Annotated in this window: 17 protein-coding genes; 7 read left to right on the top strand and 10 right to left on the bottom strand. The window is 39.4% G+C overall.

Annotated elements, in window-relative coordinates:
- The first annotated feature begins 354 nt into the window (after positions 1-354).
- The 3 genes from BUR11_RS08730 to BUR11_RS08720 all read left to right on the top strand — a co-directional run bounded on the left by BUR11_RS08730 (position 355) and on the right by BUR11_RS08720 (position 3,695).
- A complete protein-coding gene (locus BUR11_RS08730) occupies positions 355-939 on the top strand; it encodes a hypothetical protein (RefSeq protein ID WP_074224449.1) in 585 nt (194 codons plus the stop codon).
- A 1,047-nt stretch (positions 940-1,986) separates the two neighbouring features.
- A complete protein-coding gene (locus BUR11_RS08725; protein WP_074224448.1) occupies positions 1,987-2,574 on the top strand; it encodes a hypothetical protein in 588 nt (195 codons plus the stop codon).
- Positions 2,575-3,113: 539 nt separating this feature from the next.
- Positions 3,114-3,695, top strand: a complete 582-nt coding sequence (locus BUR11_RS08720; protein WP_074225181.1) for a T9SS type A sorting domain-containing protein — start codon at positions 3,114-3,116, stop codon at positions 3,693-3,695.
- Positions 3,696-3,732: 37 nt separating this feature from the next.
- Here BUR11_RS08720 and BUR11_RS08715 read toward each other — a convergent pair whose 3' ends face one another.
- Positions 3,733-4,986, bottom strand: a complete 1,254-nt coding sequence (locus BUR11_RS08715) for an ADP-ribosylglycohydrolase family protein (RefSeq protein ID WP_074224447.1) — start codon at positions 4,984-4,986, stop codon at positions 3,733-3,735.
- Between the two features lies 1 nt (position 4,987).
- Positions 4,988-5,947, bottom strand: a complete 960-nt coding sequence (locus BUR11_RS08710; protein ID WP_074224446.1) for a phosphotransferase — start codon at positions 5,945-5,947, stop codon at positions 4,988-4,990.
- Positions 5,948-6,126: 179 nt separating this feature from the next.
- Between BUR11_RS08710 and BUR11_RS08705 the strand changes: the two genes are divergently transcribed.
- The 3 genes from BUR11_RS08705 (at position 6,127) to BUR11_RS08695 (ending at position 9,611) form a co-directional block, all read left to right on the top strand.
- Entirely contained in the window at positions 6,127-7,284 is a 1,158-nt protein-coding gene (locus tag BUR11_RS08705; RefSeq protein WP_074224445.1) for an acyl-CoA dehydrogenase family protein, read from the top strand.
- A 75-nt stretch (positions 7,285-7,359) separates the two neighbouring features.
- On the top strand, positions 7,360-9,048 hold the full coding sequence (locus BUR11_RS08700) for an AMP-binding protein (RefSeq protein ID WP_074224444.1): 1,689 nt from the start codon (positions 7,360-7,362) through the stop codon (positions 9,046-9,048).
- A gap of 119 nt (positions 9,049-9,167) precedes the next feature.
- A complete protein-coding gene (locus tag BUR11_RS08695; RefSeq protein WP_074224443.1) occupies positions 9,168-9,611 on the top strand; it encodes a hypothetical protein in 444 nt (147 codons plus the stop codon).
- A gap of 44 nt (positions 9,612-9,655) precedes the next feature.
- On the opposite strand, the gene BUR11_RS08690 is transcribed toward BUR11_RS08695, so the two are convergent.
- The 5 genes from BUR11_RS08690 to uxaC all read right to left on the bottom strand — a co-directional run bounded on the left by BUR11_RS08690 (position 9,656) and on the right by uxaC (position 14,771).
- Positions 9,656-10,588: a UDP-glucuronic acid decarboxylase family protein gene (locus BUR11_RS08690; protein ID WP_074224442.1), complete on the bottom strand. Its 933-nt coding sequence runs from the start codon at positions 10,586-10,588 to the stop codon at positions 9,656-9,658.
- A gap of 100 nt (positions 10,589-10,688) precedes the next feature.
- Entirely contained in the window at positions 10,689-11,255 is a 567-nt protein-coding gene (locus tag BUR11_RS08685) for a sugar O-acetyltransferase (protein ID WP_074224441.1), read from the bottom strand.
- Positions 11,252-12,427: a mannonate dehydratase gene (gene uxuA, locus BUR11_RS08680; protein ID WP_074224440.1), complete on the bottom strand. Its 1,176-nt coding sequence runs from the start codon at positions 12,425-12,427 to the stop codon at positions 11,252-11,254. The genes BUR11_RS08685 and uxuA overlap by 4 nt, the downstream gene beginning before the upstream one ends.
- 77 nt (positions 12,428-12,504) lie before the next feature.
- Positions 12,505-13,323, bottom strand: coding sequence for an SDR family oxidoreductase (locus BUR11_RS08675; RefSeq protein ID WP_074224439.1), 819 nt, complete (start codon positions 13,321-13,323; stop codon positions 12,505-12,507).
- Positions 13,324-13,325: 2 nt separating this feature from the next.
- Complete coding sequence (gene uxaC, locus BUR11_RS08670) at positions 13,326-14,771, bottom strand: glucuronate isomerase (protein WP_074224438.1); 1,446 nt, start codon at positions 14,769-14,771, stop codon at positions 13,326-13,328.
- Between the two features lie 178 nt (positions 14,772-14,949).
- Between uxaC and BUR11_RS08665 the strand changes: the two genes are divergently transcribed.
- On the top strand, positions 14,950-15,972 hold the full coding sequence (locus BUR11_RS08665) for a LacI family DNA-binding transcriptional regulator (RefSeq protein WP_074224437.1): 1,023 nt from the start codon (positions 14,950-14,952) through the stop codon (positions 15,970-15,972).
- Positions 15,973-16,052: 80 nt separating this feature from the next.
- Here BUR11_RS08665 and BUR11_RS08660 read toward each other — a convergent pair whose 3' ends face one another.
- From BUR11_RS08660 to BUR11_RS08650, 3 genes are all read right to left on the bottom strand, one after another.
- Positions 16,053-17,723 carry a RagB/SusD family nutrient uptake outer membrane protein gene (locus BUR11_RS08660; RefSeq protein WP_074224436.1) on the bottom strand — a complete coding sequence of 557 codons (1,671 nt, stop codon included), beginning with the start codon at positions 17,721-17,723 and terminating at the stop codon, positions 16,053-16,055.
- Positions 17,724-17,729: 6 nt separating this feature from the next.
- Positions 17,730-20,747: a SusC/RagA family TonB-linked outer membrane protein gene (locus BUR11_RS08655; protein WP_074224435.1), complete on the bottom strand. Its 3,018-nt coding sequence runs from the start codon at positions 20,745-20,747 to the stop codon at positions 17,730-17,732.
- Positions 20,748-21,131: 384 nt separating this feature from the next.
- Entirely contained in the window at positions 21,132-22,478 is a 1,347-nt protein-coding gene (locus BUR11_RS08650) for a Gfo/Idh/MocA family protein (protein WP_074224434.1), read from the bottom strand.
- Between the last annotated feature and the right edge of the window lies 1 nt (position 22,479).

The raw sequence follows: 22,479 nt of genomic DNA, 5'->3' as shown, positions 1-22,479 counted from the left end.
TCTCAGCGAACAAAGCCTGTACATTAGCGTACAGGTTTTTTGTTTTTAAGCATTTTGTAATCAAAGGGTTAAGAAAAAAATAAAAATTATTTTTTCATAAAAAATACAATAAAGTGTAACCCCTATTTTTTGCAATACGGTACAAATTTGTCCGCATGCATGACAACCGAACAAGAAATTGTTTCAAAACTGTGCGGAATTGTTCGGTTATATGTCAATACATTAAAATAATATTTCGAAAAAATTAAAATAAATTAAGATTAAGATTGTTTGAAATCTTAAGGTTTAACAGATTAAATAGGTTTTGGTATGGGCTTGGCATCATAGAAAGCACAACACTAAACCAACACTGTTATGAAAACCTTATTCACTTTAGCTATGGCAGGCGCACTTTCTTTTAGCGCATTAGCCAACGCAGACGACGATTTAAGAGCCTTGTCTGACGTAAACTCAAATTTCAAAAAAATTAACGTACTACTTAAAGAAGGTGTAGGTGATGCCAAAATCGCCATCATCGATATGAATGGTCATAAACTTCATCAAAGAAAGGTACATGTAAAAAATGACGACCTCATGGTTCCTTATAATTTGGATGAATTGCCTTGTGGAGAATACCAGGTACGAATATCTACTGACGACGAGGAAGTAGTGTACACGGTAGAAACAAAGGAAAGACCGATTCCTACAGAAGAGCTGCCTTTAATGGCATATGGGAAACTGTTAGATGATGACACGATCAATTTGGCTGTGATAGGCCTTACAGAACCAGGTGTGGAAGTAAAAGTGAAAACCGAAAAAGGAGGAAGAGTAATCTATGAAGAGTACATCGACCAACCTGAAGGTTTCAAGAAAGACTTCTCTTTTAATGGAATTAACCCTGAAGACATCTATCTAGAATTGACAGATGCCTTAGGAAGAACTAGAATCATTCATTTTTAGGCTTTCAAACCTAGTTTAGTTGATGAAAAGAGCTTTAGCCTGCGGGTTAGGGCTTTTTTTTATGTCGTCTCGTCCAAAAATAAGTTGACAACAAATCAACTTATGATGAATAATGTGAGTTAGAATTGCTGAAGTTTATAAAACGAAACTGGTGGGATTGAACTTGCCCCCGATGCTGAACCATTGGCTTCGGGGAAAAAGACGAGAAGGACCTGATTGGGAACCATAAACTGTATCATTTACTGATTACTAAGGGGCTGATTATTTAATGTGTAGATGTTCCTTGGTAACGGCAGACTTTTTATCTGGGTCAAGAAAGGGAAAGGTTGATTCAATCTTTGATCAAATAAAAAAGGCTACTCATCCCCAGCTAAAGTAAGAAGGCATCCAAACTTTTCAGAAGAATCCAATTCCAAGCAATTTAAATGTTTGCATGAACCGTTGTATTGATAACTTCTTCTTAAAAAAAAAGATGGAGGAATTAAAGTCTACGCACGTTTCCTTGACTCCACTATTTTTTACGATGTTTCTATTATTAGAATATAAAGTGAATTGTTTCTTTACATAATTCTATTTGAGTGGATAATACCTCAAATAAGAAGAGAAGATCAGGATTCAGTTTAATCTAGCTCGAATTCTTCAGAAAAAATCAAAAGAGAAAAGAAGATGAGACAATGCATTGTTCGAAAATTTGAATGGTTTCGGACGAAACCTGTACAAAACCGTACAGTATATTTTTGGCAACAAAAATTATAAAAAGATTTTTAAGCTTTTTCGAAATTAAATTTCCTTAACAAGTTCATTTTTTTGTAACCCTGAAAATCCTGGATAACCCGGAAATATGTCCGCTTGTAAGACAGTCGAACAGTAAAGTGAATTGGAAGTGGACAGATTTTGTTAAAAAATCATGAATTTTTCAAAATTTAATTTTGATAAACTGTTAAAAAAGTAAAATAAAAGAAGAATCGTTACATGTGGATTTGGCACAAGCCATTGGTTTGGTACGAGCTTGGCAATAAGGTAAGCACAACACTAAACCAACAAGTTATGAAAACCTTATTCACATTCGCAATGGCCAGCGCCTTATCTTTTAGCGCATTGACAGCAAACGCAAACGAAGATTTGAAAGATCTTTCAGCTGTAAACACCAACTATAAAAAGATCAATGTTACTTTAAAAGAGGGGGTTGGAAATGCAAAAATCTCTATCCTTAACCAAGAAGGAAAAAGCTTGAACCAAAAGAGAGTTCACGTAAAAGATGAAAGTATCGTGGTTCCTTACAATATGCAAAATTTACCGGCAGGTGAGTACCAAATTAAAATTGTAACGGATGAAGAAGAAGTAATCTATTCTGTCAACACTACCGATTCCCCGATTCCTGTAGAAGACCTTCCTTTAATGGCATACGGAAAAGTGGTAGATGAAAACACTGTAAGTCTTGCGGTAGTAGGATTGACCGAGCCTGGGGTAGAAGTAAAAGTATATTCTTCAGAAAGTGGTAAAGTCATCCATGAGGAAACGATTGACCAAGCAGAAGGATTCAGAAAAGACTTCTCCTTCAAAGGAATGAACTCTGAGGACGTTTACCTTGAAGTAAAAGACACTTTAGGAAGAACAAGAACCATTTTCTTCTAATACTAAACCAACTTATTAGGAGTAAGCCCTGATCGTAAGATCAGGGCTTTTTTTGTGTCAAAAAAAGGGCTATTAATTAATTCCTATCCACTCAAGTAATCGGAAGATTAGTAAGAATTAGGATAATGATAAGTGGTTGATAGAAAGATGGGTAGATTATTTTTTTAAGGGGCTTTTAAAGTTTTTACTAAAATTGACTCCTAGTGAACAAAGGTGTGCAGATGCGTACATGTGCTTCCTACATCAATCTATTCTTATTTATTATTTTCATTTTTTTTTGTCTTAAAAAACAATAAAATAAGTGTTTAACTGTAACCTAAGTATTTGTAGAATCCCTCGGGTTATGTTCGGTTTTATAACACTTTACCCATATTTAGTGTGTTTTTTATCAAGTTGAATCTATTTTTTTAACTGGATTCCAAATAATATTCTGTTTTCTTATTTAACTACAATTCCCCTTCCTCATTGGAATTTCAGGGAGATTTAAACTTGGTACAGCGTTGGTAAAAAGATAAGTATAAATCTAAACCAACATGATTATGAAAACTATTTTAGCATTAGCAATGGCCAGCGCAATATCTTTTAGCGCTCTTGCTGCAGAGGATGATTTAAGGGAATTGTCAGGAGTTAATTCCACATTCAAGAAAATCAATGTCACTTTAAAGAGTGAAGTTGGGAATGCCAAAATTTCCATCCTAGATGTGTCAGGAAAAAAATTGGCAGACAGAAAAGTTCATTTGAAAAATACAGATGTAGTGGTTCCATTCAACTTGAATGGTTTGCCGGAAGGAGATTACTTGGTGAAAATTGAGACCAAAGAGGAAGAAGTGATTTATGAAGTAGAAACCATAAGTAGACCGATCCCTGCAGATCAACTTCCATTGATGGCGTATGGAAAAGCAATAGATGACAATACCATCAACCTTTCTGTGATTGGTTTAACCAAGCCGGGAGTAAAAGTGGAGATTCATTCTGCGTCTTCTGGAGAATTGATTTATGAAGAGTTCATTAATCAGCCTGAGGCATTCAAACAAGATTTTACATTAAAGAACCTCAAAGCAGATCAAGTGTATATGGAATTGACAGATGCATTGGGCAGAAGTAGAACCCTGTTTTTCTAACCTATTCAAATACCACAGCAAAAAGCCCTGAAGTGATTCAGGGCTTTTTGTTTGTACTGATATGTTCGGTTAATTTCTTTGCCAGTTCCTTTAAATCGATGCCCAGTAATTCTTTGCTTACTTTGATAACTTTTTCTTTGGAGGAGCTTGGCAGTTGATCAAATCCATAAAAAGCACCTAAAATACCTCCTGCCACTGCAGCGGTGGTATCATTATCTCTCCCATAATTCACCAAAAAAACCAGCGTTCCCTGAAAATCAAAATCCGCATACAGCATGGCTGTCAATAGTTGTAGGTAGATTTCGCCAGCATGAAAAGGCAAGTCCTGCTGCCGCTGGTCCAGTTCTGCAAAGGCATATTTTAATCCTTCACTTTTGGGGTTCAGTCTGAATTCCGTGCTATCTAATTTCAAGGATTGGTGATGTATTCTAAGGGCCTCTACCAAAATCCGTTGAGCAGTTCTTCCCACTAATCTGCTTTCATAATACCCTCTGGGATCTATTCTCAAAGAAGCTAAAATATCTTCTTTGGTAGCTCCCTGTCTCATTCCAGCAGCGGTCATGGCCGCAGCTAATGACGTTAAATCTCTAGCATAACCAATATCATAAATAGAGAGCTTATAAGCTTCTTGATACGCTTTTTCTGGATCGGCAGGAAAAACGGCACCTATAGCCGGGGCATACAGTAGGCCGGCACAAACCATTTCTCCTCCATAAAACCTGCTTAAGGAATCGGCATATCCATCCAGATTCCCTTCGATATAGGGTTGACTCACTTTTGCCCATTCTTGGAGCCAAGTAAGTTTGAGCGTAGCATCTTCGATTTCGGAAGGACTTTCCCCTGGAATGGATTTCAACTCCTGCACATACTCAGAATATTGGTCCCATATGTACCGAGCAAAGTCAACAGAATTTAAGGAATGCGGATCTTGACTGAGCAGGTAATTTACCGTCAATTCTTTCCATCGGGTATCATCGGTGGTTCCGCCTGCAGGTAAATTCGGGATCCAAATCCCTTCTGGAGAAACTTCTCTGACCATAGAGTCCAGCTGTTCCACAAAGCCATATTGCAGATCAATGTCTTCTCTAGACCACATTTCTGTAGGAGCTCCCATGGCATCGCCTATGGCTGATCCCACGAGCATTCCAAGAATCTTATCTTCTAATTCCTCTGGAGAAAGCCCTGGATCAATGTAATGGTACTCTTCTTCCATCACTATTTCTTCTTTTTTGTCTGATTTACAGGCAATGAACAATAGGAGGAAAAGACATGAAATCGGAAGGTGTTTCATATTAGGATAGAATCAATTGTTCTGCTTTAACCAGTAGGCTTTCTTTTTGATCAAGGGTCATATTGAGAGGCAGCTGCGCAATCCCTATTAAACGCCTCAATAGCTCCACACCCTGATATTGATTTAATAATTCCGGAGAAAGCGGTAAGGCATAAGTATGAAGAATTTTGGTTTTGACCTCCTCTGGCTGTTGCCCCAAGTCCAAATGGGCAAATAGTACTCCTAAATCAAATTCAGGATCTCCCAAAAATGCAAATTCTGGATCAATGACTTTTAAACCGGCTTCTGTTTTTAACCAGCTTCCAGGGTAAAAATCCCCATGTAAAAGGGTTTCTCCTTGTTTTAAGTATCTCTTTCCAAGTTCCTCAATTTTTCGCTTTAACGGGATGTTGGTTTTGTATTTCAAGCTTAGTTCTTGAAGTCCATATTGTACCGAATCTAAATCAAATCCATTCTCAACTTGAAAAGGGAAGCTAAAAATATGCTCATGATTCAGTTTCTTCATCAAGGTGTTATCCGGGAATTCTTTGGGCTCCAATTCATGGAGGGCTATTAGATATTCAGAAAGGTTATTTACCTCCGTCTTACTGAGGTTGAAATCTCCGTGGTATATTCCACCAAAATCACTGCCTTTTCCTAAATCCTCGGTGATCAACAAATGTTGTTCTGGAATAAATTTTAAAACCTGGGGTGAATAATTTCTTAGGGTAGAACTCTTGCTTATGACCTTAAAAAATTCATGTTCCACATTTACTCTTTCTATAGGTGCCGGAATCTGAGGGAATTTGTTGACATAGGGTTTGGATTGTTTGATGATCACCGAGCGCAGATTGGTGGTTACTCTTACTACCACATTCATATTGCTCTCCCCGGCTGATTCAGACTTTAGGATATTTTCATCCGCCTTCCAAAATGGAATGGTTGAAATTTCTTCCAAACTGGTATTTTCTTCCAGATTCATGCTACAGTTTTTAATGGTTGTCAAGGAATAAACATAACCCTTCAAACATAAGTTTAGATGATGGGTAATGAGTACAAATTAGGAAAGATTCAGCATTGTGTCGCATCCCATACAATTTTGGACTTGCCCACATCCAAAAATCCTTATTTTTGGTAAAGAGATAAAAATATAAACCCTATATGTTTGGATTACCAAGAACCTTATTTACGGAAGAACACGAACTTTTTCGCCAAAGTGTTCGAGAATTTATAGCGAAAGAAGTAACTCCCCATAATATGGAATGGGAGAAAAATAAAATGGTATCAAGAGAGTCGTGGAAGAAGTTTGGAGAAAATGGATTTCTAGGAATTCAAGCCCCCGAGTCCTTGGGAGGAATGAATATTCAGGATTTTAGATTTAATGCCATTTTGGTGGAAGAGCTTGGTCTCAGCGGATGTTCTGGGCCTGCCATTGGTTACCCTTTACATAGTGATATTGTAATGCCTTATATTTTACATTTTGGGACTGAGGAGGTGATGAATAAATATATTCCAAAAATGATTTCTGGGGATTACATCGGGGCGGTAGCCATGACAGAACCTGGAGCAGGAAGTGATCTTCAGGGAATTCAGACCAGAGCAGAAGATAAAGGGGATTATTATTTAGTCAATGGATCCAAAACTTTTATCACCAATGGGTTCTTGTGTGATGTAGTCGTCGTAGCCGTAAAAACGGATCCATCCAAAGGTGCAAAGGGGATTAGCCTCATTGTGATCGATAAGGATATGCCAGGTTTTACAAAAGGGAAACCATTTGACAAGGTGGGCTTGCACGCCCAAGATACCTGCGAATTATTCTTTGAAGATGTAAAAGTGCCCAAGGAAAATTTGCTGGGAAAAGAAGGGGAAGGGTTTAAATACCTGATGATCGAACTTGCCCAGGAGCGTCTTGTGGTCGCGTTGGCAGCGGTGGCATTGGGAGAGTATATGCTGACTTCTACGATTGAGTATGTCAAGACGAGAAAAGCATTCAACAAATCAATTTCTGAGTTTCAAAACACAAGATTCAAATTGGCGGAAATGACTGCCGCTTTAGAGCAGGGGAGAATTTATTGTGATTATTTGGTTCAGTTGCATAATGAAGGAAAGCTTGATTCAGCCATGGCTTCAGCTGCAAAATACAATATGACCGAACTGCAATGTAAGGTGGCAGACGAATGCGTGCAATTGCATGGTGGCTATGGATATATGTGGGAATATGGGGTGGCAAGAGCTTATGCAGATGCCAGGGTTCAAAGAATTTATGCAGGCACCAATGAGATCATGAAAGAATTGATCGCAAGAAAAATTTTGAAATAGTAATAGATTATAATTGCTGAAAGACAATAAATTTTAGTAATTCCAGAAAAATTTAAACACCCAAAATACATTGAAATGAAGGATTTTCCCTGGTTTAAACATTACCCTGAATCGGTAGATAAAATTGTAGACTGTGAAGCCTATCAAAGTGTTCCTGAGCTATTTGAGGAATGTGTAAAATTATATGGCCCAACCATCGCGTATGAATGTATGGGGAAAACACTTTCATTTAATGATTTGGATAACTATTCTTCCCACTTCGCCAATTACCTGATTCACGTATTGAAGTTGGAAAAAGGTGCTAGAATTGCTATTCAAATGCCCAATTGCCTCCAATATCCCGTGGTCATGTTTGGAGCCTTAAGAGCTGGGATGATTGTTGTCAATACCAATCCATTGTACACTGCTGCGGAGATGAAACATCAATTCAATGATGCGGGAGCAGACGTCGTGGTGATCCTAGCCAATTTCGCCTTTAACCTGGAGAAAATCAGGAATGAAATACATGCAAAGAGAATTATAGTAACAGAACTGGGAGATATGCTTGGCCTGCTCAAGGGTACCCTAGTTAATTTAGTGGTTAAGCATGTGAAAAAAATGGTGCCTAGTTATGATTTGCCTGGGGCTGACTCTCTAAAATCTGCGTTGGACCAGGGAGCTGAATATGAATTTAGAAGCTCCAAAATCACTCTAAAAGAAACTGCATTTTTACAGTACACTGGAGGAACGACCGGGGTTTCCAAAGGAGCAGAATTGACTCATGGGAACATCATTGCAAACATGCAGCAGATTTCAGCTTGGATGAAGCCAAAATTGAAACCTAGAGAGGAGGTAGTAATCACCGCACTTCCGTTATATCATATTTTTGCGCTGACAGTAAATTGTTTGGCGATGCTTAAGATCGGAGCACACAATGTGTTGATTACGAATCCAAGGGATATGCCTGCATTTTGTAAGGAACTTTCTAAACACAAATTCTCCGTCTTCACTGGGGTTAATACCTTATTCAACGGCTTATTGAACCAAGAATCCTTTAGAAATCTTGATTTTTCCCACCTGAAAATCGCCGTAGGAGGAGGGATGGCTGTTCAAAAGTCAACAGCCGAACGATGGAAAGAAGTGACTGGAACACCTTTGGCAGAAGGCTATGGACTGACAGAAACTTCCCCTGTAGCCTCTTGTAATCCCATTGATGGGACGGAGCGTAATGGGACGATTGGTATTCCTCTTCCAAATACAGAATTAAAAGTGATGGATGATGATGGGAAAGAATTGAAAGTAGGCGAGCGGGGAGAAATCTGTATCAAAGGCCCCCAGGTGATGAAGGGATACTGGAATAGACCCAAGGAAACGGCTGAGGTCATGAGAGGAGAGTGGTTTAAATCAGGCGATATCGGAATTATGGATGAAGATGGCTTTTTTAAAATTGTGGACCGGAAGAAAGAAATGATTTTGGTCTCTGGTTTCAATGTCTATCCCAATGAAGTGGAAGATGTGATTGCTTCATGCCCAGGAGTGTTGGAAGTAGGGGTAATCGGAATGCCAGATCCGAAGTCTACTGAAAAAGTGGTTGCTTTCATTGTTCCTAATGATAAATCCTTAACCGAGGAAGCGGTAAAAACCCATTGCCTGGAATCCTTGACCAATTACAAATGTCCAAAAGAAGTGTATTTCACCGATGAACTTCCGAAATCCAACGTGGGAAAAATTCTGCGGAGGAAAATCAAGGAGGCCCATTTGGAAAATCTGGGGGTGGAAAATTGAAGTTTTAACGAACAATATTCATGGAATTTATAGAGCCCATTTTCTAAGGAATGGGCTTTTTTGTGCCCTGTAGCGTATTGAAAACTTTACCCGTTATTGCTTTAAACACACTTATTCCCATGAAAAAACTGTTTTTACTTTCTCTGATTTCCATTTTATTCATTTCATGTGACAATGAAGATTCTGATCCAGATAGTATTGTGGGAAAATGGGAATTGGTAGAAATCTATTACCCAAGGACTGATGTAAGCAGTGATGAGTTGGTGGAAGAAAATTTTCAGACTTATAGGTTTTACTCCAATGGGACCTTTGAAAAAACCAGAATTAGTGATGGGGAGGATTTACAAACAGCAACCGGGGAATATTTACTGGAACAGGTGCCAGCCTATATTTCAAGTGACGCCAAATTGTATGTCAATTTGGAATTTAAAGAAGGAGATGCGATCACCAATAACTGTGGTCAGCCAGATAAAGAAGAATTGGTATTACGCTTCAATAATCAATTGAATAATTTTTCTGCCACTCCTTGTGATGGTCCAGGATATATCTTTGAAAAAGACTAAAAAAAAGCCATCTCTCGAGATGGCTTTTTGGATTGTAAATCAATTTATATGATTCCTTCAAAATAGTTGATGGTCTTGATCAAACCATCTTTCAATGCGACTTTTGGCTCCCAGCCCAATTCTTCTTTTGCCAGGTCGATGACTGGCTTTCGTTGCATAGGATCATCCTGAGGCAACGGCATAAATACCAATTTACTTTTGCTATTGGTCAAGTCAATGATTTCTTGAGCCAATTCCAACATGGTAAACTCTCCAGGGTTACCAATATTTACCGGTCCAGTAAAGCCATCCCTGCTGTTCATCAATCGGTACATTCCTTCGATATTATCATCTACATAGCAGAATGACCTGGTTTGTTTTCCATCACCATAAATGGTGATGTCTTGATTTTTTAAAGCCTGAACGATAAAATTTGAAACCACTCTACCGTCGTTTGGATGCATTCTAGGACCATAAGTATTGAAAATACGCATGACCTTGATCGGTACTTGGTGCTGTCTGAAGTAATCGAAAAACAAGGTTTCTGCACACCTCTTCCCTTCATCATAACAAGCCCTTGGTCCTAAGGTATTCACATTACCTCTATAAGATTCAGGTTGTGGGTGAATCTCAGGATCCCCATAAATTTCCGAGGTACTAGCTTGTAAAATTTTAATTTTGAGTCTTTTTGCTAACCCTAACATATTCATAGCACCAATCACTGAGGTTTTGGTAGTTTGAACCGGATCAAATTGATAGTGAATCGGGGAGGCAGGGCAAGCAAGGTTATAAATTTCATCTACCTCCACATATAGGGGGTGGGTGACATCATGCCTAAGTAATTCGAAATTTTTGTTGTCAAGGAGGTGGTGGATGTTTCTACGGTTTCCTGTGAAAAAATTATCAACACACAAAACTTCATTTCCTTCCTTTAAAAGTCGGTCACAAAGGTGGCTTCCAAGGAATCCTCCTCCGCCTGTTACTAAAACTCTTTTCATTTATTTAATTCAAAAGATATAACTAATGCAAGCCAAAAATAGGGAAATGTTTTTCATTTTAAACCTTCACCTGATATAAGGAAAGAAAATAGCAGATTGACTATTCATTTGAGGGAGGAACTTCTTTGATGAACTTAGCAGGATTTCCTCCGACTATCACACCCGGTGGGACATCTTTGGTAACCACTGATCCTGCGGCAACAATGGAATTATCACCAATAGTCACGCCAGGACAGATAATTGAACCACCTCCGATCCAAACATCAGAACCAATGGTAATGGGCTTACCGAATTCCCAAAGTTCACCTCTTGCTTTTGCTTGGGTAGGGTGAGTAGCGGCATAAAATTGAACATGGGGAGCCACCAAGACCCGATCTCCCATTTTCACTGGAGTGACATCCAGTACTACACAGTTGAAGTTGAAGTAACAATCATCTCCCACTTCAATGTTGTATCCATAATCGCAGAAGAAAGGAGGCTCTATCCAAATATTTTTTCCAGCTTTTCCCAATAACTCTCTAACCAACTGCACCCGAAGTTCAGGGTCTTCGGGTGCAGAATCGTTCAGTTTTTTAAGGAGTTTTCGGGCATGCATTCTGTCACCAATTAATTCTGGATCAGCGGCGAGATACCATTCTCCTGCAAGCATTTTCTCCTTTTCTGTCATTTTGATTTGCTGTAAAGTAGTGCAGCTTCTACTCCTCTGATTTCTGCCAGACCTTTGAGTCTTCCGATGGCAGAATAACCTGCGTTGGTCTTTTTATTCAAATCATCCAACATTTGATGTCCGTGGTCAGGTCTCATCGGAAGGGATTTTCCTCTTTTTTCCTGAACCTTAAGGATTTCATCTATAACTGCCACCATTGGAACGTTTCCGTCCAAATGATTATCCTCAAAGAAATCCCCATTTTCTTTTCTTCTGGTACTTCTCAAATGAATAAAATGGATATGATCCCCGAATTCAGCGACCATTGCTGGAAGGTCATTGTCCGCTCTCACTCCATAAGAACCGGTACAAAAGGTAAAACCATTGTAAGGGCTTGGCTGGTCTGTGATCAATCTTCTAGCATCTGCAGCGACAGACACCACTCTAGGAAGTCCAAAAAGAGGGAATGGGGGATCATCCGGGTGAATTGCCAAATAGACTTTATTTTCTTCAGCCACCGGCACAATTTCATCCAAGAATAACTTGAGGTGTTCGGCTAATTTTGGAGCATCAATTCCGGAATAGGTTTCCAACATCGCCTTGAATTCTTCGAGCGTATAGCCGATCTCTGAACCTGGAAGTCCTTTTAATATATTGTCGATGATCAATTGGTGCTTTTCAGGACTCAAGGCATCATAATATGCTTTGATCTCTTGGGTTTCCTCTGGGGAATATTCAGCATCTGCACCTTCTCTTTTCAGAATGAACAAGTCAAATGCCTGAACCGCTTTTTTCTCAAACAATAAAGCCTTCGCCCCATTGGGAAGGGTATGGAATAAGTCAGTTCTGGTCCAATCCAGAATAGGCATGAAGTTATAACATACCGTATGAATTCCTACTTTAGCAAGGTTTCGAATACTTTGCTTATAGTTTTCAATGAGCTCTTTAAAATTCCCTGTCCTGGTTTTGATTAACTCATGAACTGGAACGGATTCTACTACTGACCAGGTTAATCCTGCTTTTTCAATAATGTCTTTTCTTTTTTGAATCTCCTCAATGGTCCAAACTTCGCCATTGGGAATATGATGCAAGGCAGTGACAATTCCAGACGCTCCCGATTGGAGGATATCTTGAAGACTTACAGGGTCATTTGGGCCATACCAACGCATGGTTTGCTCCATTTTATAGGCCATAAAGCTGAGGGTTATATGTTAATACTAGGTATTTCGAGTTTGACAATTTGCACAATTGCCGATGCTTTTACAATTTCTTATACACCTGAATAGGCACTGAAACCTCCATCTACTGGGATAATGGTGCCGGTTACAAATTCAGAGGCATCACTGCAAAGCCATTGAAGTGCTCCTAATAAATCTTCGGGCTTTCCAAATCTTGCCATCGGAGTATGCGTTTTTATTTGGTTTCCTCGCTGCGTAAGGCTTCCGTCCGATTCCGTTAACAAGGTCCTGTTTTGCTCAGTCAAGAAAAATCCTGGAGCAATCGCATTGACCCTAAAACCCGGACCGTGCTTGGAGCAGAGTTCTACAGCCATAAATTTTGTAAAATTGTCAATAGCTGCTTTTGCAGAGGCATATCCCAACACTCGGGTCATGGGTCTCGTTGCAGCCATAGAGCTGATATTTAGGATGTTCCCCTTGTTTTTTTGAAGCATTAATGGCAACAATGCCTTGGTGGGAAGTACGGTTCCTAAATAATTTAAATCCACTACTTTTTTCAAAGAATTGGTGTCTAAATCCAAAAAGCTTTGATCAGGAGTGATGACCGCTCCAGGCATATTACCTCCTGCGGCATTGATTAAAATGTCTATATAGCCATGATCTGCTTCAATTTGGGAGACGATACCCGCAAGGTCAGTTTCATTGGTTACATCCGCAATATAGCCCCAGGCTTTTCCTCCTTCGCTTTTCACTTCAGCTACCAATTCTTCTACTTTAGCCGGAGTCCTGCCAATTACTAAGAGGTCAGCCCCTTCTTTGGCCAAATGAATACTCATGGTTTTGCCTAATACTCCGGTTGCTCCAGAGAAAGCTATTTTTTTTCCCTGTAGGGAAAAGATGGTGTTACTCATAATTAAAACTTGATGTTAGTTGGATGGAAGTCAAAGTAATTCTTGGCATTTTTATAACAAATATCTTCAATGATTTTACCAAGCCATGCTTCATCCCATGGTAATTCTCCGTTCTCTACATCCTTCCCAAATAGATTACATAATATTCTTCTGAAGTATTCATGTCTAGGAAAAGACAGGAAACTTCTGGAATCAGTCAACATGCCAATAAAGCAACTGACCAAGCCCATGTTGGAAAGGGTATTGATTTGTTTTTCCATCCCATCTTTCTGATCCATGTACCACCAACCTGAACCGAATTGAATCTTTCCTTTGATAGATCCATCGTTGAAGTTACCGATCATTGTTGCCAAGACTTCGTTATCTCTCGGATTGAGGTTATACAGAATTGTTCTTGAAAGTTGATCTGTTGAGTCCAATGCATTGAGGTATTGAGCCAAGGCTTTGGCCTGATCAAAGTCACCAATTGAATCAAAACCGGTGTCAGGGCCAAGTACCCGAAGCATTCTGGTATTTGTGTTTCTCAATGCACCCAAGTGAAATTGCTGAACCCAGCCTTTGGCATGGTACATTTTGGAAAGCTCTTTTAATACCCGGTATTTAAAGAAACTTACTTGCTCTGGTAGCAGGGCGTTTCCATAACGAAGCATTTCCAACAATCCATCCATATCATAGGAAAGATCATTTTCGAAATAAGACAATTGTTCCAATCCATGGTCAGACACCCTACATCCTCGATCATGAAAGTATTGGACTCTCATTTCCAGGGCCTGAATCAATTCATCAAACGTAAGAATCAACTTACCAATGGTTAATTCACCGAGTTTGATCAGGTATTGATTGTAGGTTTCTAAATTTTCTACTGCATAGGCTTTATCTGGGCGAAATGCAGGATATAAATTCAAATCGTCTTCTTTTTTGCTGAATTGTACATGTTCTTCCAGCGTATCAGTAGGATCATCCGTTGAACACACTGTTTCCACATTCATTTTCTTCAGTAGGGAACAAGTAGAGAAATCCTGACCTTGCAGCATTTCTGTGGTTTGATCATAGATCTTATCCGCATTTTCACCAGTAAGCAATTCCTCAATTCCAAAATATCGCTTTAGCTCCAAATGAGTCCAATGGTACAAAGGATTCCTTAGGGTGTAGGGTACTGTTTCAGCCCATTTTTGAAATTTTTCCCGGTCAGTAGCATCTCCCGTGATATATTTTTCAGAAATCCCAAGTGTCCTCATTGCCCGCCATTTATAATGGTCTCCGGCTAACCATATTTTTGAAATATTTTCAAAGGTTTGATTAGAATTAATTTGGCTAGGAGGGAGGTGATTATGATAATCTATGATGGGTTGATTTTTAGCATACGTGTGATAAAGTATACTGGCATACTTATTTTGTAAAAGAAAATCTTCTGACAAGAATGCATGTTGAGTTTCTATTGTTTGCATAAACTGGGGTGCTCGGTCCTAAGGGGTTTAAAAGACTTCAATTTACCTTGATTTATGACCAATTTCGGAAGAAAATACGCAATCGTTTTCGATTTTATATAAGCGGGATAGGGGGAATACCAAGGAACCTTTGTAATTTATAGCCCAATTTCTATTAACCCAAAATAAATTCTATAGGATGGTTTCCGGTATAAGTCTAAAGGAGCTGGCTGCTGAGCTTAATCTAGCACCCTCTACGGTTTCGAGAGCTTTGAATGATAGCTACGAAATCAGTGAGCAGACCAAGAAAAAGGTCTTAAGTATGGCTGAAAAGCTGAACTATCATCCCAATCCTTTTGCAAGGAGTCTAAGGGAAAATAAAAGCAAAACCATAGCTGTAATTATTCCTGAGAGAATCAACAATTTCTTTGCTCAAGTAATTGACGGAATTGAGTCGATAACCCAGGAACATGGATACCATCTGCTGGTTTATTGTACCCACGAAGATGTGGAGAGAGAAAAAAAGATTGTCTCGGTTTTATTGAATGGAAGAGCAGATGCCATTGTCATGTCGGTTTCAAGTCAAACGAGCGATATTTCACATCTCAGGAAGTTATACGATAGAGGTTTGCCCATCTTATTTTTTGATAGAATCTGTAGTGAAATACCTACTACTAAATTTATCACTAACGATTATCAAAGCACTTTGGAAGCGACGAGACACCTGATTCAACAGGGTTGTAAACGTCCTGCTTTTTTAATGCTTTCGGAGGATATATCTATCACCAAGGAGAGACATCGGGGTTTTCTAGCTGCTTTGAAAGAGGCTGGGATTGAACATAACCCTGAATTCAGTAAAGTTTGTTGTCAAAAAGAGGAACGGAATATTGAGATTCTTAAAGAACTGTTATCTCAAGAAAATAGGCCAGATGGCATCTTGGCTTCCGTAGAAAAATTAGCCTTGGCCACCTATCAAGCGGCAAAAAAGGCAAATGTGAGGATTCCAGAAGATTTGAAAGTAATCAGTTTTTCAAATATGGGGATTGCGGGATTGTTAAATCCTTCGTTGACCACCATTTCCCAACCAGCTTGCTGTATAGGGGAGGAATGCGCTAAAATCCTGATGAAAAAGTTGACCAAAGTCAATCAACCTGATTTGCCAAATGAAGTGATTACCTTTCCTTCCAAGCTTACGATTCGTGCATCCACGATGGCAGAATAAATTTAGTTGTTAATAAAAACCCATAAAAAAAGCTGTTTCGAATTCGAAACAGCTTTTTGCATTAACAACCCTATCAACAATTAATAACCAGGGTTTTGAGGGAATGCACTTGCATTGCCTTCAGCTCTATCTATTTGGTTTTGAGGAATCGGTCTCAACACGTGAAAATCCTGGATGTTGTCGGCACCTTGAGGATTATAAGCTCTCACTCGTTCCACCAAAATCCCCCATCTTTTAAGATCCAACCATCTGCTTTGCTCTCCAAGTAATTCTCTTTCTCTTTCTTCAGTGATGAACTCAAAGGTCAATTCAGATTCGGAAATTTCCATTGCTGCTTCTTTCCCTGGGAAAGCTGCTCTTCTTCGGACCATATTGATGTTTTCGGTAGCAGCAGCCATTTTACCTTGACGGAATTGAGCTTCAGCTAACATAAGATAAGTGTCTGCCAATCTAAAGGCGATGTAATCTCTACCTCCAGCAAATTGAGTTCTATCCGCTCTTCCTGGATCCTTATGTTTTTTTAGACCTGGGAATAATCTTTCTGTATATAATTCAGGAGTCAGAACTTGATATGGATATTTTGCACGCTCAGATTCTGACATATTATAACCTGGCAACCATATCGTGGTATCACCAGCAGCAAAAGTTACGGTCTCTTTTGATTTATCAAACGTCGTGTTATAAGTGCCTGGTTTATTTGACTGGAAGAAATCAACAAAGGAGTTTTTATAGCGTGAATCATTCTCCCGGTCAGCGAAAATCACATTTAGAGTATAATCCGTTGGTCTATATCTTTTGAATGGACGACCATTAAAAACGTCTCTTTGCATTCCAGGCTGAACATCATATTCCATTAAGAAAAACACATGCGAGTTATTACCTCCACCTGTTGTCAATGGATCATAGGTATATTGAGTAGACCAGATTACCTCATCATTGATTTCATTTCCAAAGGCATGAACATCTCCAAAATTAGGTAATAAAGCGAATCCGTAATTGTCAATAACACTTTGGAATAAAGTCTCAGCTTTTGCATAGTCAGAGGCCTCTCCTGCTTCTGAAGTTGCTTTGGTTAAGTAAACTCTTCCCAACAAGTGTTCTGCAGCAGGCTTAGTAGCTCTACCAAAGTCACTGGATTTTGCTTTTGCTTCCAGGTTTGGAATAGCTTCTTCTAAATCCTGGATGATCGCAGCATATACTGCAGCAACCGATGCTCTTGTCACCTCTTTGGTAGGAACAGATGTTTCGGAAAGTTGTAAGTCTACTCCACCAAATAATTGAACCAAGATGAAGTAATGATGTGCTCTAATGAACTTCGCCTCGGAAATTCTTTGTAACAAGACATCTTGAGATACTCCTGATACGTCTGCGGATCTATCAATTACTGCATTACAAGTGTTGATTCCTCTATAAAACTCATCCCAAATTTCACGGGCATGACCATTCTGAGAGTCAAACTGGTTCGTGTACGTGTTCATGAATTTCCAGGAACCATCTGCACCATTCGTATAGGTGTCTGTACCGAAAATGGTGAAGTTATTACCTCTTTCAGTACCGTACCAAGCTCTCATCGTACTGTACGCTGCGTTTACCCCATCATTGAGCCCTTTAGGCGTGGTGAGGTAGTCATTTCCAATTTGTGATACCACATCCTCGTCTAGGAATCCGCTACAAGCGGACATGGCTGATATCCCAATTAGGAGGGCTGTTGATTTAGCCCATGTGTTTATTTTTATTGCTAATTTTTTCATTATCGATTAGAATTTTGCATTAATACCAAATGTGAAAGAAGTAACTGCAGGAGAGACGTTGGAATTGACTGTTCCTGCCGCAACGCCTTGTTCTCCATCCATAAACACTTCTGGATCTATCCCTTTGTACTTGGATCTATATTCTGCAAAAATGAATGGTTGTTGAATACTAGTGTAGATTCTAAGGCTTTGGAATCCGATTTTGCTTACCATTTCAGGAGTGAAGTTGTAACCGAAATTGATGTTTCTCACTTTGATAAAGGACCCGTCAAAATACTGCATAGAGCTCGCGTATTTTGCACTTTCTTGGTTCACATTTGGTCGAGGGAACTCATTAGTTGGATTATTAGGAGTCCAATAATCGATGTCTAAGTTGTTATATCTACCTGCCAAGCTGTTGTTACTTGTATGGAACTGAGAACGGATCATAAATCCGAATCTACCATATAGGAAGAAGGAAAGATCAAAACCTTTGTACGTGAATCGGTTGGTCATACCCAATGCAAAATCAGGAACCACAGAACCTAAGAATTGTCTGTCATCCGCATTGATTTTGCCATCTCCATTGAAGTCTTCAATCTTGATTTCTCCTGGTTTGTCACCAAATGAAGTAGCTAAATCAGTCTCGGATGTTTGCCAAATACCGATTTTATTCCAATCATAGAAGATAGTCAAAGGTTGACCGATGAATCTTCCTGCTGAAATATCATCTCCATTAGGTAAGGAAATGATTTCTTCCCTGTTTCTATTGAATATGAAGTCTGTGGACCACATGAAATCACCTTTTTCAATGTTCAAGGTAGATAGGGTTAATTCTAGACCTCGGTTTTGAGTTTCACCAATGTTTGTGGTAAATCCTCCGAATCCAGTGGAATTTGGAAGTGGTTGTGGAGCTAGCAAGTCAGAAGTATTGGTAATGTAATATTCCAACGAACCAAACACCCTACTTTTCCAAAGTGCGAAATCCAAACCTAGGTTGAAGGTGGTAGAAGATTCCCATCTCAAGTCTGGATTACCGATCGTATTTGGTCTGTATCCATATGCCGCTGTGTTGTCATAAGCATAGGAAGTTCTACCTAATAATGCCTGGGTTTGATATGGGTTGATCGCCTGGTTACCGATGGATCCATAAGATACTCTAAACTTCAACTGATCCACAGTGGAAGAATTCTGCATAAAGCTTTCTGAGTGGATATTCCAACCCAAAGCAACAGAAGGGAAATAACCGAACTTGTTGTTTTCACCAAATCTAGAGCTACCATCCGCTCTCAACGTCGCGGTCAAAAGGTACTTGTTTTTGAAATCGTAATTTACCCTTCCCATGAAGGACATGAGAGCCCATTCTCTCAAGTTGGTATTCGCACCTGTAATTAAAGAGGCGTCCCCAAGTCTATGGAATAATTGAGATTCTGCAGGAATACCTTGAACACTTACCGTAGTTTGCTCATAACGGTCTTTCTGAATAGACTGTAGTGCAGTAATATTCAAGTTGTGTTTTTCATTAAAGCTCTTGGTATAGGTAAGGATGTTCTCCAACGTATAGTTGAATGTGAATTCATCATTTACGCTACCAGTAGCATCACCACCACGTCTTGCATTTGTTTGGGATCCAGTGAATCTTCCAGCTCTACTAATGGTGATATCTGGACCAAATACCAATCGGTAATTCAAGCCAGGAATGATTTCATAATTGGCGAAGATACTATTGAAGATTCTGTAATTTTTGGTCAAATCTTGTTGAGCTCCCGGTACAATTTCAGCGAATGGGTTGGTTCTTAAACCATCCGAAGTAGGTAAGAAGATGATGTTTCCTTCGTCATCAAAAGGTTTACCCAATGGGTTTTCTGCCAAAGCACCACCTAGTGGGTTGAAGTTTTCTCCATTTCTTTCACTAAAGGAAACCAAGGTTGAGGTACCAAATTTGATTTTCTTATTGATGGAGTGGTCAATATTTGCTCTGAATGTATATCGGGTATAATCTTGATTTTTAATGACACCTTTATCATTAAAGTAGTTGGCAGATACGAAGAAGGTGGTTTTATCAGAACCGCCACTTACACCAACTTGATGACTTTGAATCGCGCCATTTCGTAACAAACCTCCTACATAATCAGTACTTCTTCCTAAAGCAATACCTTCTAATTCTACAGGTTCAAACAAGGACTCATCTGCCTGGGGAGTGGCAGGTCCATCAGGATATTCACCACTGGCTCTTCTGGATTCTCTTTTATATTCTGCGAATTCAGGTCCATTGAATACATCGATTCTTCCCAATTCTTTGTTTACACCGTAATAGGAATCAACGGAAACGATTGTTTTGCCTTTATTCCCTCTTTTTGTGGTGATCAAAACAACCCCATTTGATCCCCTAGAACCATAAATAGCTGTTGCAGATGCATCTTTTAAAACTTCCATTGAAGTAATGTCCTGAGGGTTGATATCATTCAATCCACCCACAACCGGAATTCCATCAATCACATACAATGGTTCATTGGAGGCGTTGAAGGATCTTCTACCTCTGATTCTAACCTGTGGGGCTGATCCGGGCTTAGATCCTGGTTGTGTTACATCCACACCTGCAGCTCTCCCTTGTAAAGCTTGTCTCGCGTCTGTAATCGGTAATTCCTGGATCTCTTTGGATCCCACGGATGAAATCGCACCTGTCAATTGACTTTTCTTGGCAGTACCGTAACCAACGACTACCACTTCTTCCAAATCTGCTAGATCCGGATCCAGTGTGACATCGATTACTGACTGGTTTCCTACGACTACTTCCGTTGGAGTGTATCCTATAAAGGAAAAAACCAAGGTTTCGTTACTAGATGCTTCGATAGAATACTTTCCATCTAAGTCGGTGGTTGCACCTCTCGTAGTACCTTTCACCAAGATGGTAACTCCCGGTAAGGGAAAACCAGTCTCATCAAGGACGGTACCTGTTACTTGAGCTTGTTGCGCAAAAGTGTGTGTTACACCCGAGAGCAAAAGCAGCACTACCATTAGGTAAGTGTAAAATTTAGGCTTCATAATTTTAGGGTTAATGTTAGATAAATTGGGGTTAAAATAACCTATTGACCTTTGATGGAAATACACGCTAGTAAATAGGGTTAATTTTATTAATAAATTAAAGCAAATTAAAAGTCAATTCAATGGGTTAAAATGATCAATTACGCAATCGATTGCGCAATGATAAACGGCAAAAAATCAGAGGATTGGAAGGGGGGGTGTGGATTTTAAAAATTAGCTCAATTATTTGTGGTTTTTATAAATAATGAGTTTAGTTAATGCTTAAATAAAAATAAAAAGTATGTTTTATTGAATTTTTGATTTAATGTAGTTTATACAATAAAAAACACCTGTTATAAATTATATAAAATATAACAGGTGTTTAGTAATAATAAACAAGAGAAATTATAATTTTGGCGGCTCCCAACCTTTTTCATACTCCCTAGACCAAAGGGCCTTTGCTTTAGAAGAATTGGTGATGTGCCCATTCGATGGATCACAAATCAAGGATTCACCGGTTCGATAAGAAATATTCGCTAAGTGGCATAATAATGTGCTTACAGCACCTTCTTCTATGGTAGAATTCTGCTTTTCGTTTCCTCGAATCGCTTCAAAGAAATTGGCCACATGAATGGTACTCATATCACCCCCACCACCTAACTGGGTACCTCCCTCATTATTGGCAGATAAATTTTCCTTTACCAGTTTTCCTGATCGATCGAATTGTTTATATCCTCCTCGATCTACATAAACTGATCCTTCTGAGCCGTAAATGATGGTTCCTCTATCTGAGCCATAGGTGCTATACCCATTTCTACTTTTTCCATCCCATTGAATTACGCTTCCATTTTCAAACTCATAGGTAGACTCCAATGTGTCATACATGGTCCAACCGTCTTCCGGAAAATGAAATTTTCCACCCACGGTAGAAACTTTACTTGGGTAATTTACCTGAAGTGCCCATCTGGCAACATCCAATTCATGGGTGGCATTGTTGCCTGTTTCTGCAGTTCCGTAATCCCAACCATACCAATGCCAATTGTAATCCCAGGTATTATGGGTGTACGCACGTCGAGGGGCGGGACCCTGGAACATTTCCCAATCCAATCCTTCCGGTGGAGCGGCAGGAGTGGGGTTCACTACTGCACCTCTATTATTACTATAGAATGCTTTTGCCATGGAAACTTTACCAATGGCCCCTGCATGAATAGCTTTGATAATCTCAATACTTTCGGGTGCAGACCGTTGCTGATTTCCCATCTGAATGACATTGCCGTATTTTTTCTGGATCGCAATAAGAATCTCACCTTCTTTGGGGTTGTGGCTACAGGGTTTTTCTACATATACATGTTTGCCTCGCTCAGATGCCAACCAAGTGCCTGGGGCATGCCAATGGTCTGGAGTTGCATTGATTAAGGCATCTACCTCTTTGTCTTCCAAAACCTTCATGATATTCCCTTCCAGTTTGGGTTGGTAATCAATATGCTTGGCGAAGTTCTGCGCTGCTTTGGTCATTTGAGATTCCATTACATCGCATAAATACATCAAATTCACATTGGTTTTTGGAAGTTTAATCGGCTCATAATAGGCTCCTAATCTCCTTCCTAAACCCGCAATAGCAACATTGATTCGCTCGTTTGCGCCAATAATATTTCCATAACTTTTGGCTGAAAAACCTAGACTTCCCAAAGCAGAAAGGCCCACAGTTGCCGCGGCAGATTTTTTGATAAATTCTCTTCTATTGTTTTTCATG

Origin of the sequence: Algoriphagus halophilus (assembly GCF_900129785.1) — a bacterium.
Taxonomy (GTDB): domain Bacteria; phylum Bacteroidota; class Bacteroidia; order Cytophagales; family Cyclobacteriaceae; genus Algoriphagus; species Algoriphagus halophilus.
Note: the sequence above shows the minus strand (reverse complement) of the source record. Positions and strands in the feature narration are given on the sequence as shown.

Coding starts and splice junctions, on each gene's coding strand:
- BUR11_RS08660 (WP_074224436.1), bottom strand. CDS start 17,723: ATGAAAAAATTAGCAATAAAAATAAACACATGGGCTAAATCAACAGCC.
- uxaC (WP_074224438.1), bottom strand. CDS start 14,771: ATGCAAACAATAGAAACTCAACATGCATTCTTGTCAGAAGATTTTCTT.
- BUR11_RS08705 (WP_074224445.1), top strand. CDS start 6,127: ATGTTTGGATTACCAAGAACCTTATTTACGGAAGAACACGAACTTTTT.
- BUR11_RS08665 (WP_074224437.1), top strand. CDS start 14,950: ATGGTTTCCGGTATAAGTCTAAAGGAGCTGGCTGCTGAGCTTAATCTA.
- BUR11_RS08725 (WP_074224448.1), top strand. CDS start 1,987: ATGAAAACCTTATTCACATTCGCAATGGCCAGCGCCTTATCTTTTAGC.
- BUR11_RS08700 (WP_074224444.1), top strand. CDS start 7,360: ATGAAGGATTTTCCCTGGTTTAAACATTACCCTGAATCGGTAGATAAA.
- BUR11_RS08695 (WP_074224443.1), top strand. CDS start 9,168: ATGAAAAAACTGTTTTTACTTTCTCTGATTTCCATTTTATTCATTTCA.
- BUR11_RS08675 (WP_074224439.1), bottom strand. CDS start 13,323: ATGAGTAACACCATCTTTTCCCTACAGGGAAAAAAAATAGCTTTCTCT.
- BUR11_RS08650 (WP_074224434.1), bottom strand. CDS start 22,478: ATGAAAAACAATAGAAGAGAATTTATCAAAAAATCTGCCGCGGCAACT.
- BUR11_RS08690 (WP_074224442.1), bottom strand. CDS start 10,588: ATGAAAAGAGTTTTAGTAACAGGCGGAGGAGGATTCCTTGGAAGCCAC.
- BUR11_RS08730 (WP_074224449.1), top strand. CDS start 355: ATGAAAACCTTATTCACTTTAGCTATGGCAGGCGCACTTTCTTTTAGC.
- BUR11_RS08655 (WP_074224435.1), bottom strand. CDS start 20,747: ATGAAGCCTAAATTTTACACTTACCTAATGGTAGTGCTGCTTTTGCTC.
- BUR11_RS08685 (WP_074224441.1), bottom strand. CDS start 11,255: ATGACAGAAAAGGAGAAAATGCTTGCAGGAGAATGGTATCTCGCCGCT.
- BUR11_RS08720 (WP_074225181.1), top strand. CDS start 3,114: ATGAAAACTATTTTAGCATTAGCAATGGCCAGCGCAATATCTTTTAGC.
- BUR11_RS08710 (WP_074224446.1), bottom strand. CDS start 5,947: ATGAATCTGGAAGAAAATACCAGTTTGGAAGAAATTTCAACCATTCCA.
- BUR11_RS08715 (WP_074224447.1), bottom strand. CDS start 4,986: ATGAAACACCTTCCGATTTCATGTCTTTTCCTCCTATTGTTCATTGCC.
- uxuA (WP_074224440.1), bottom strand. CDS start 12,427: ATGGCCTATAAAATGGAGCAAACCATGCGTTGGTATGGCCCAAATGAC.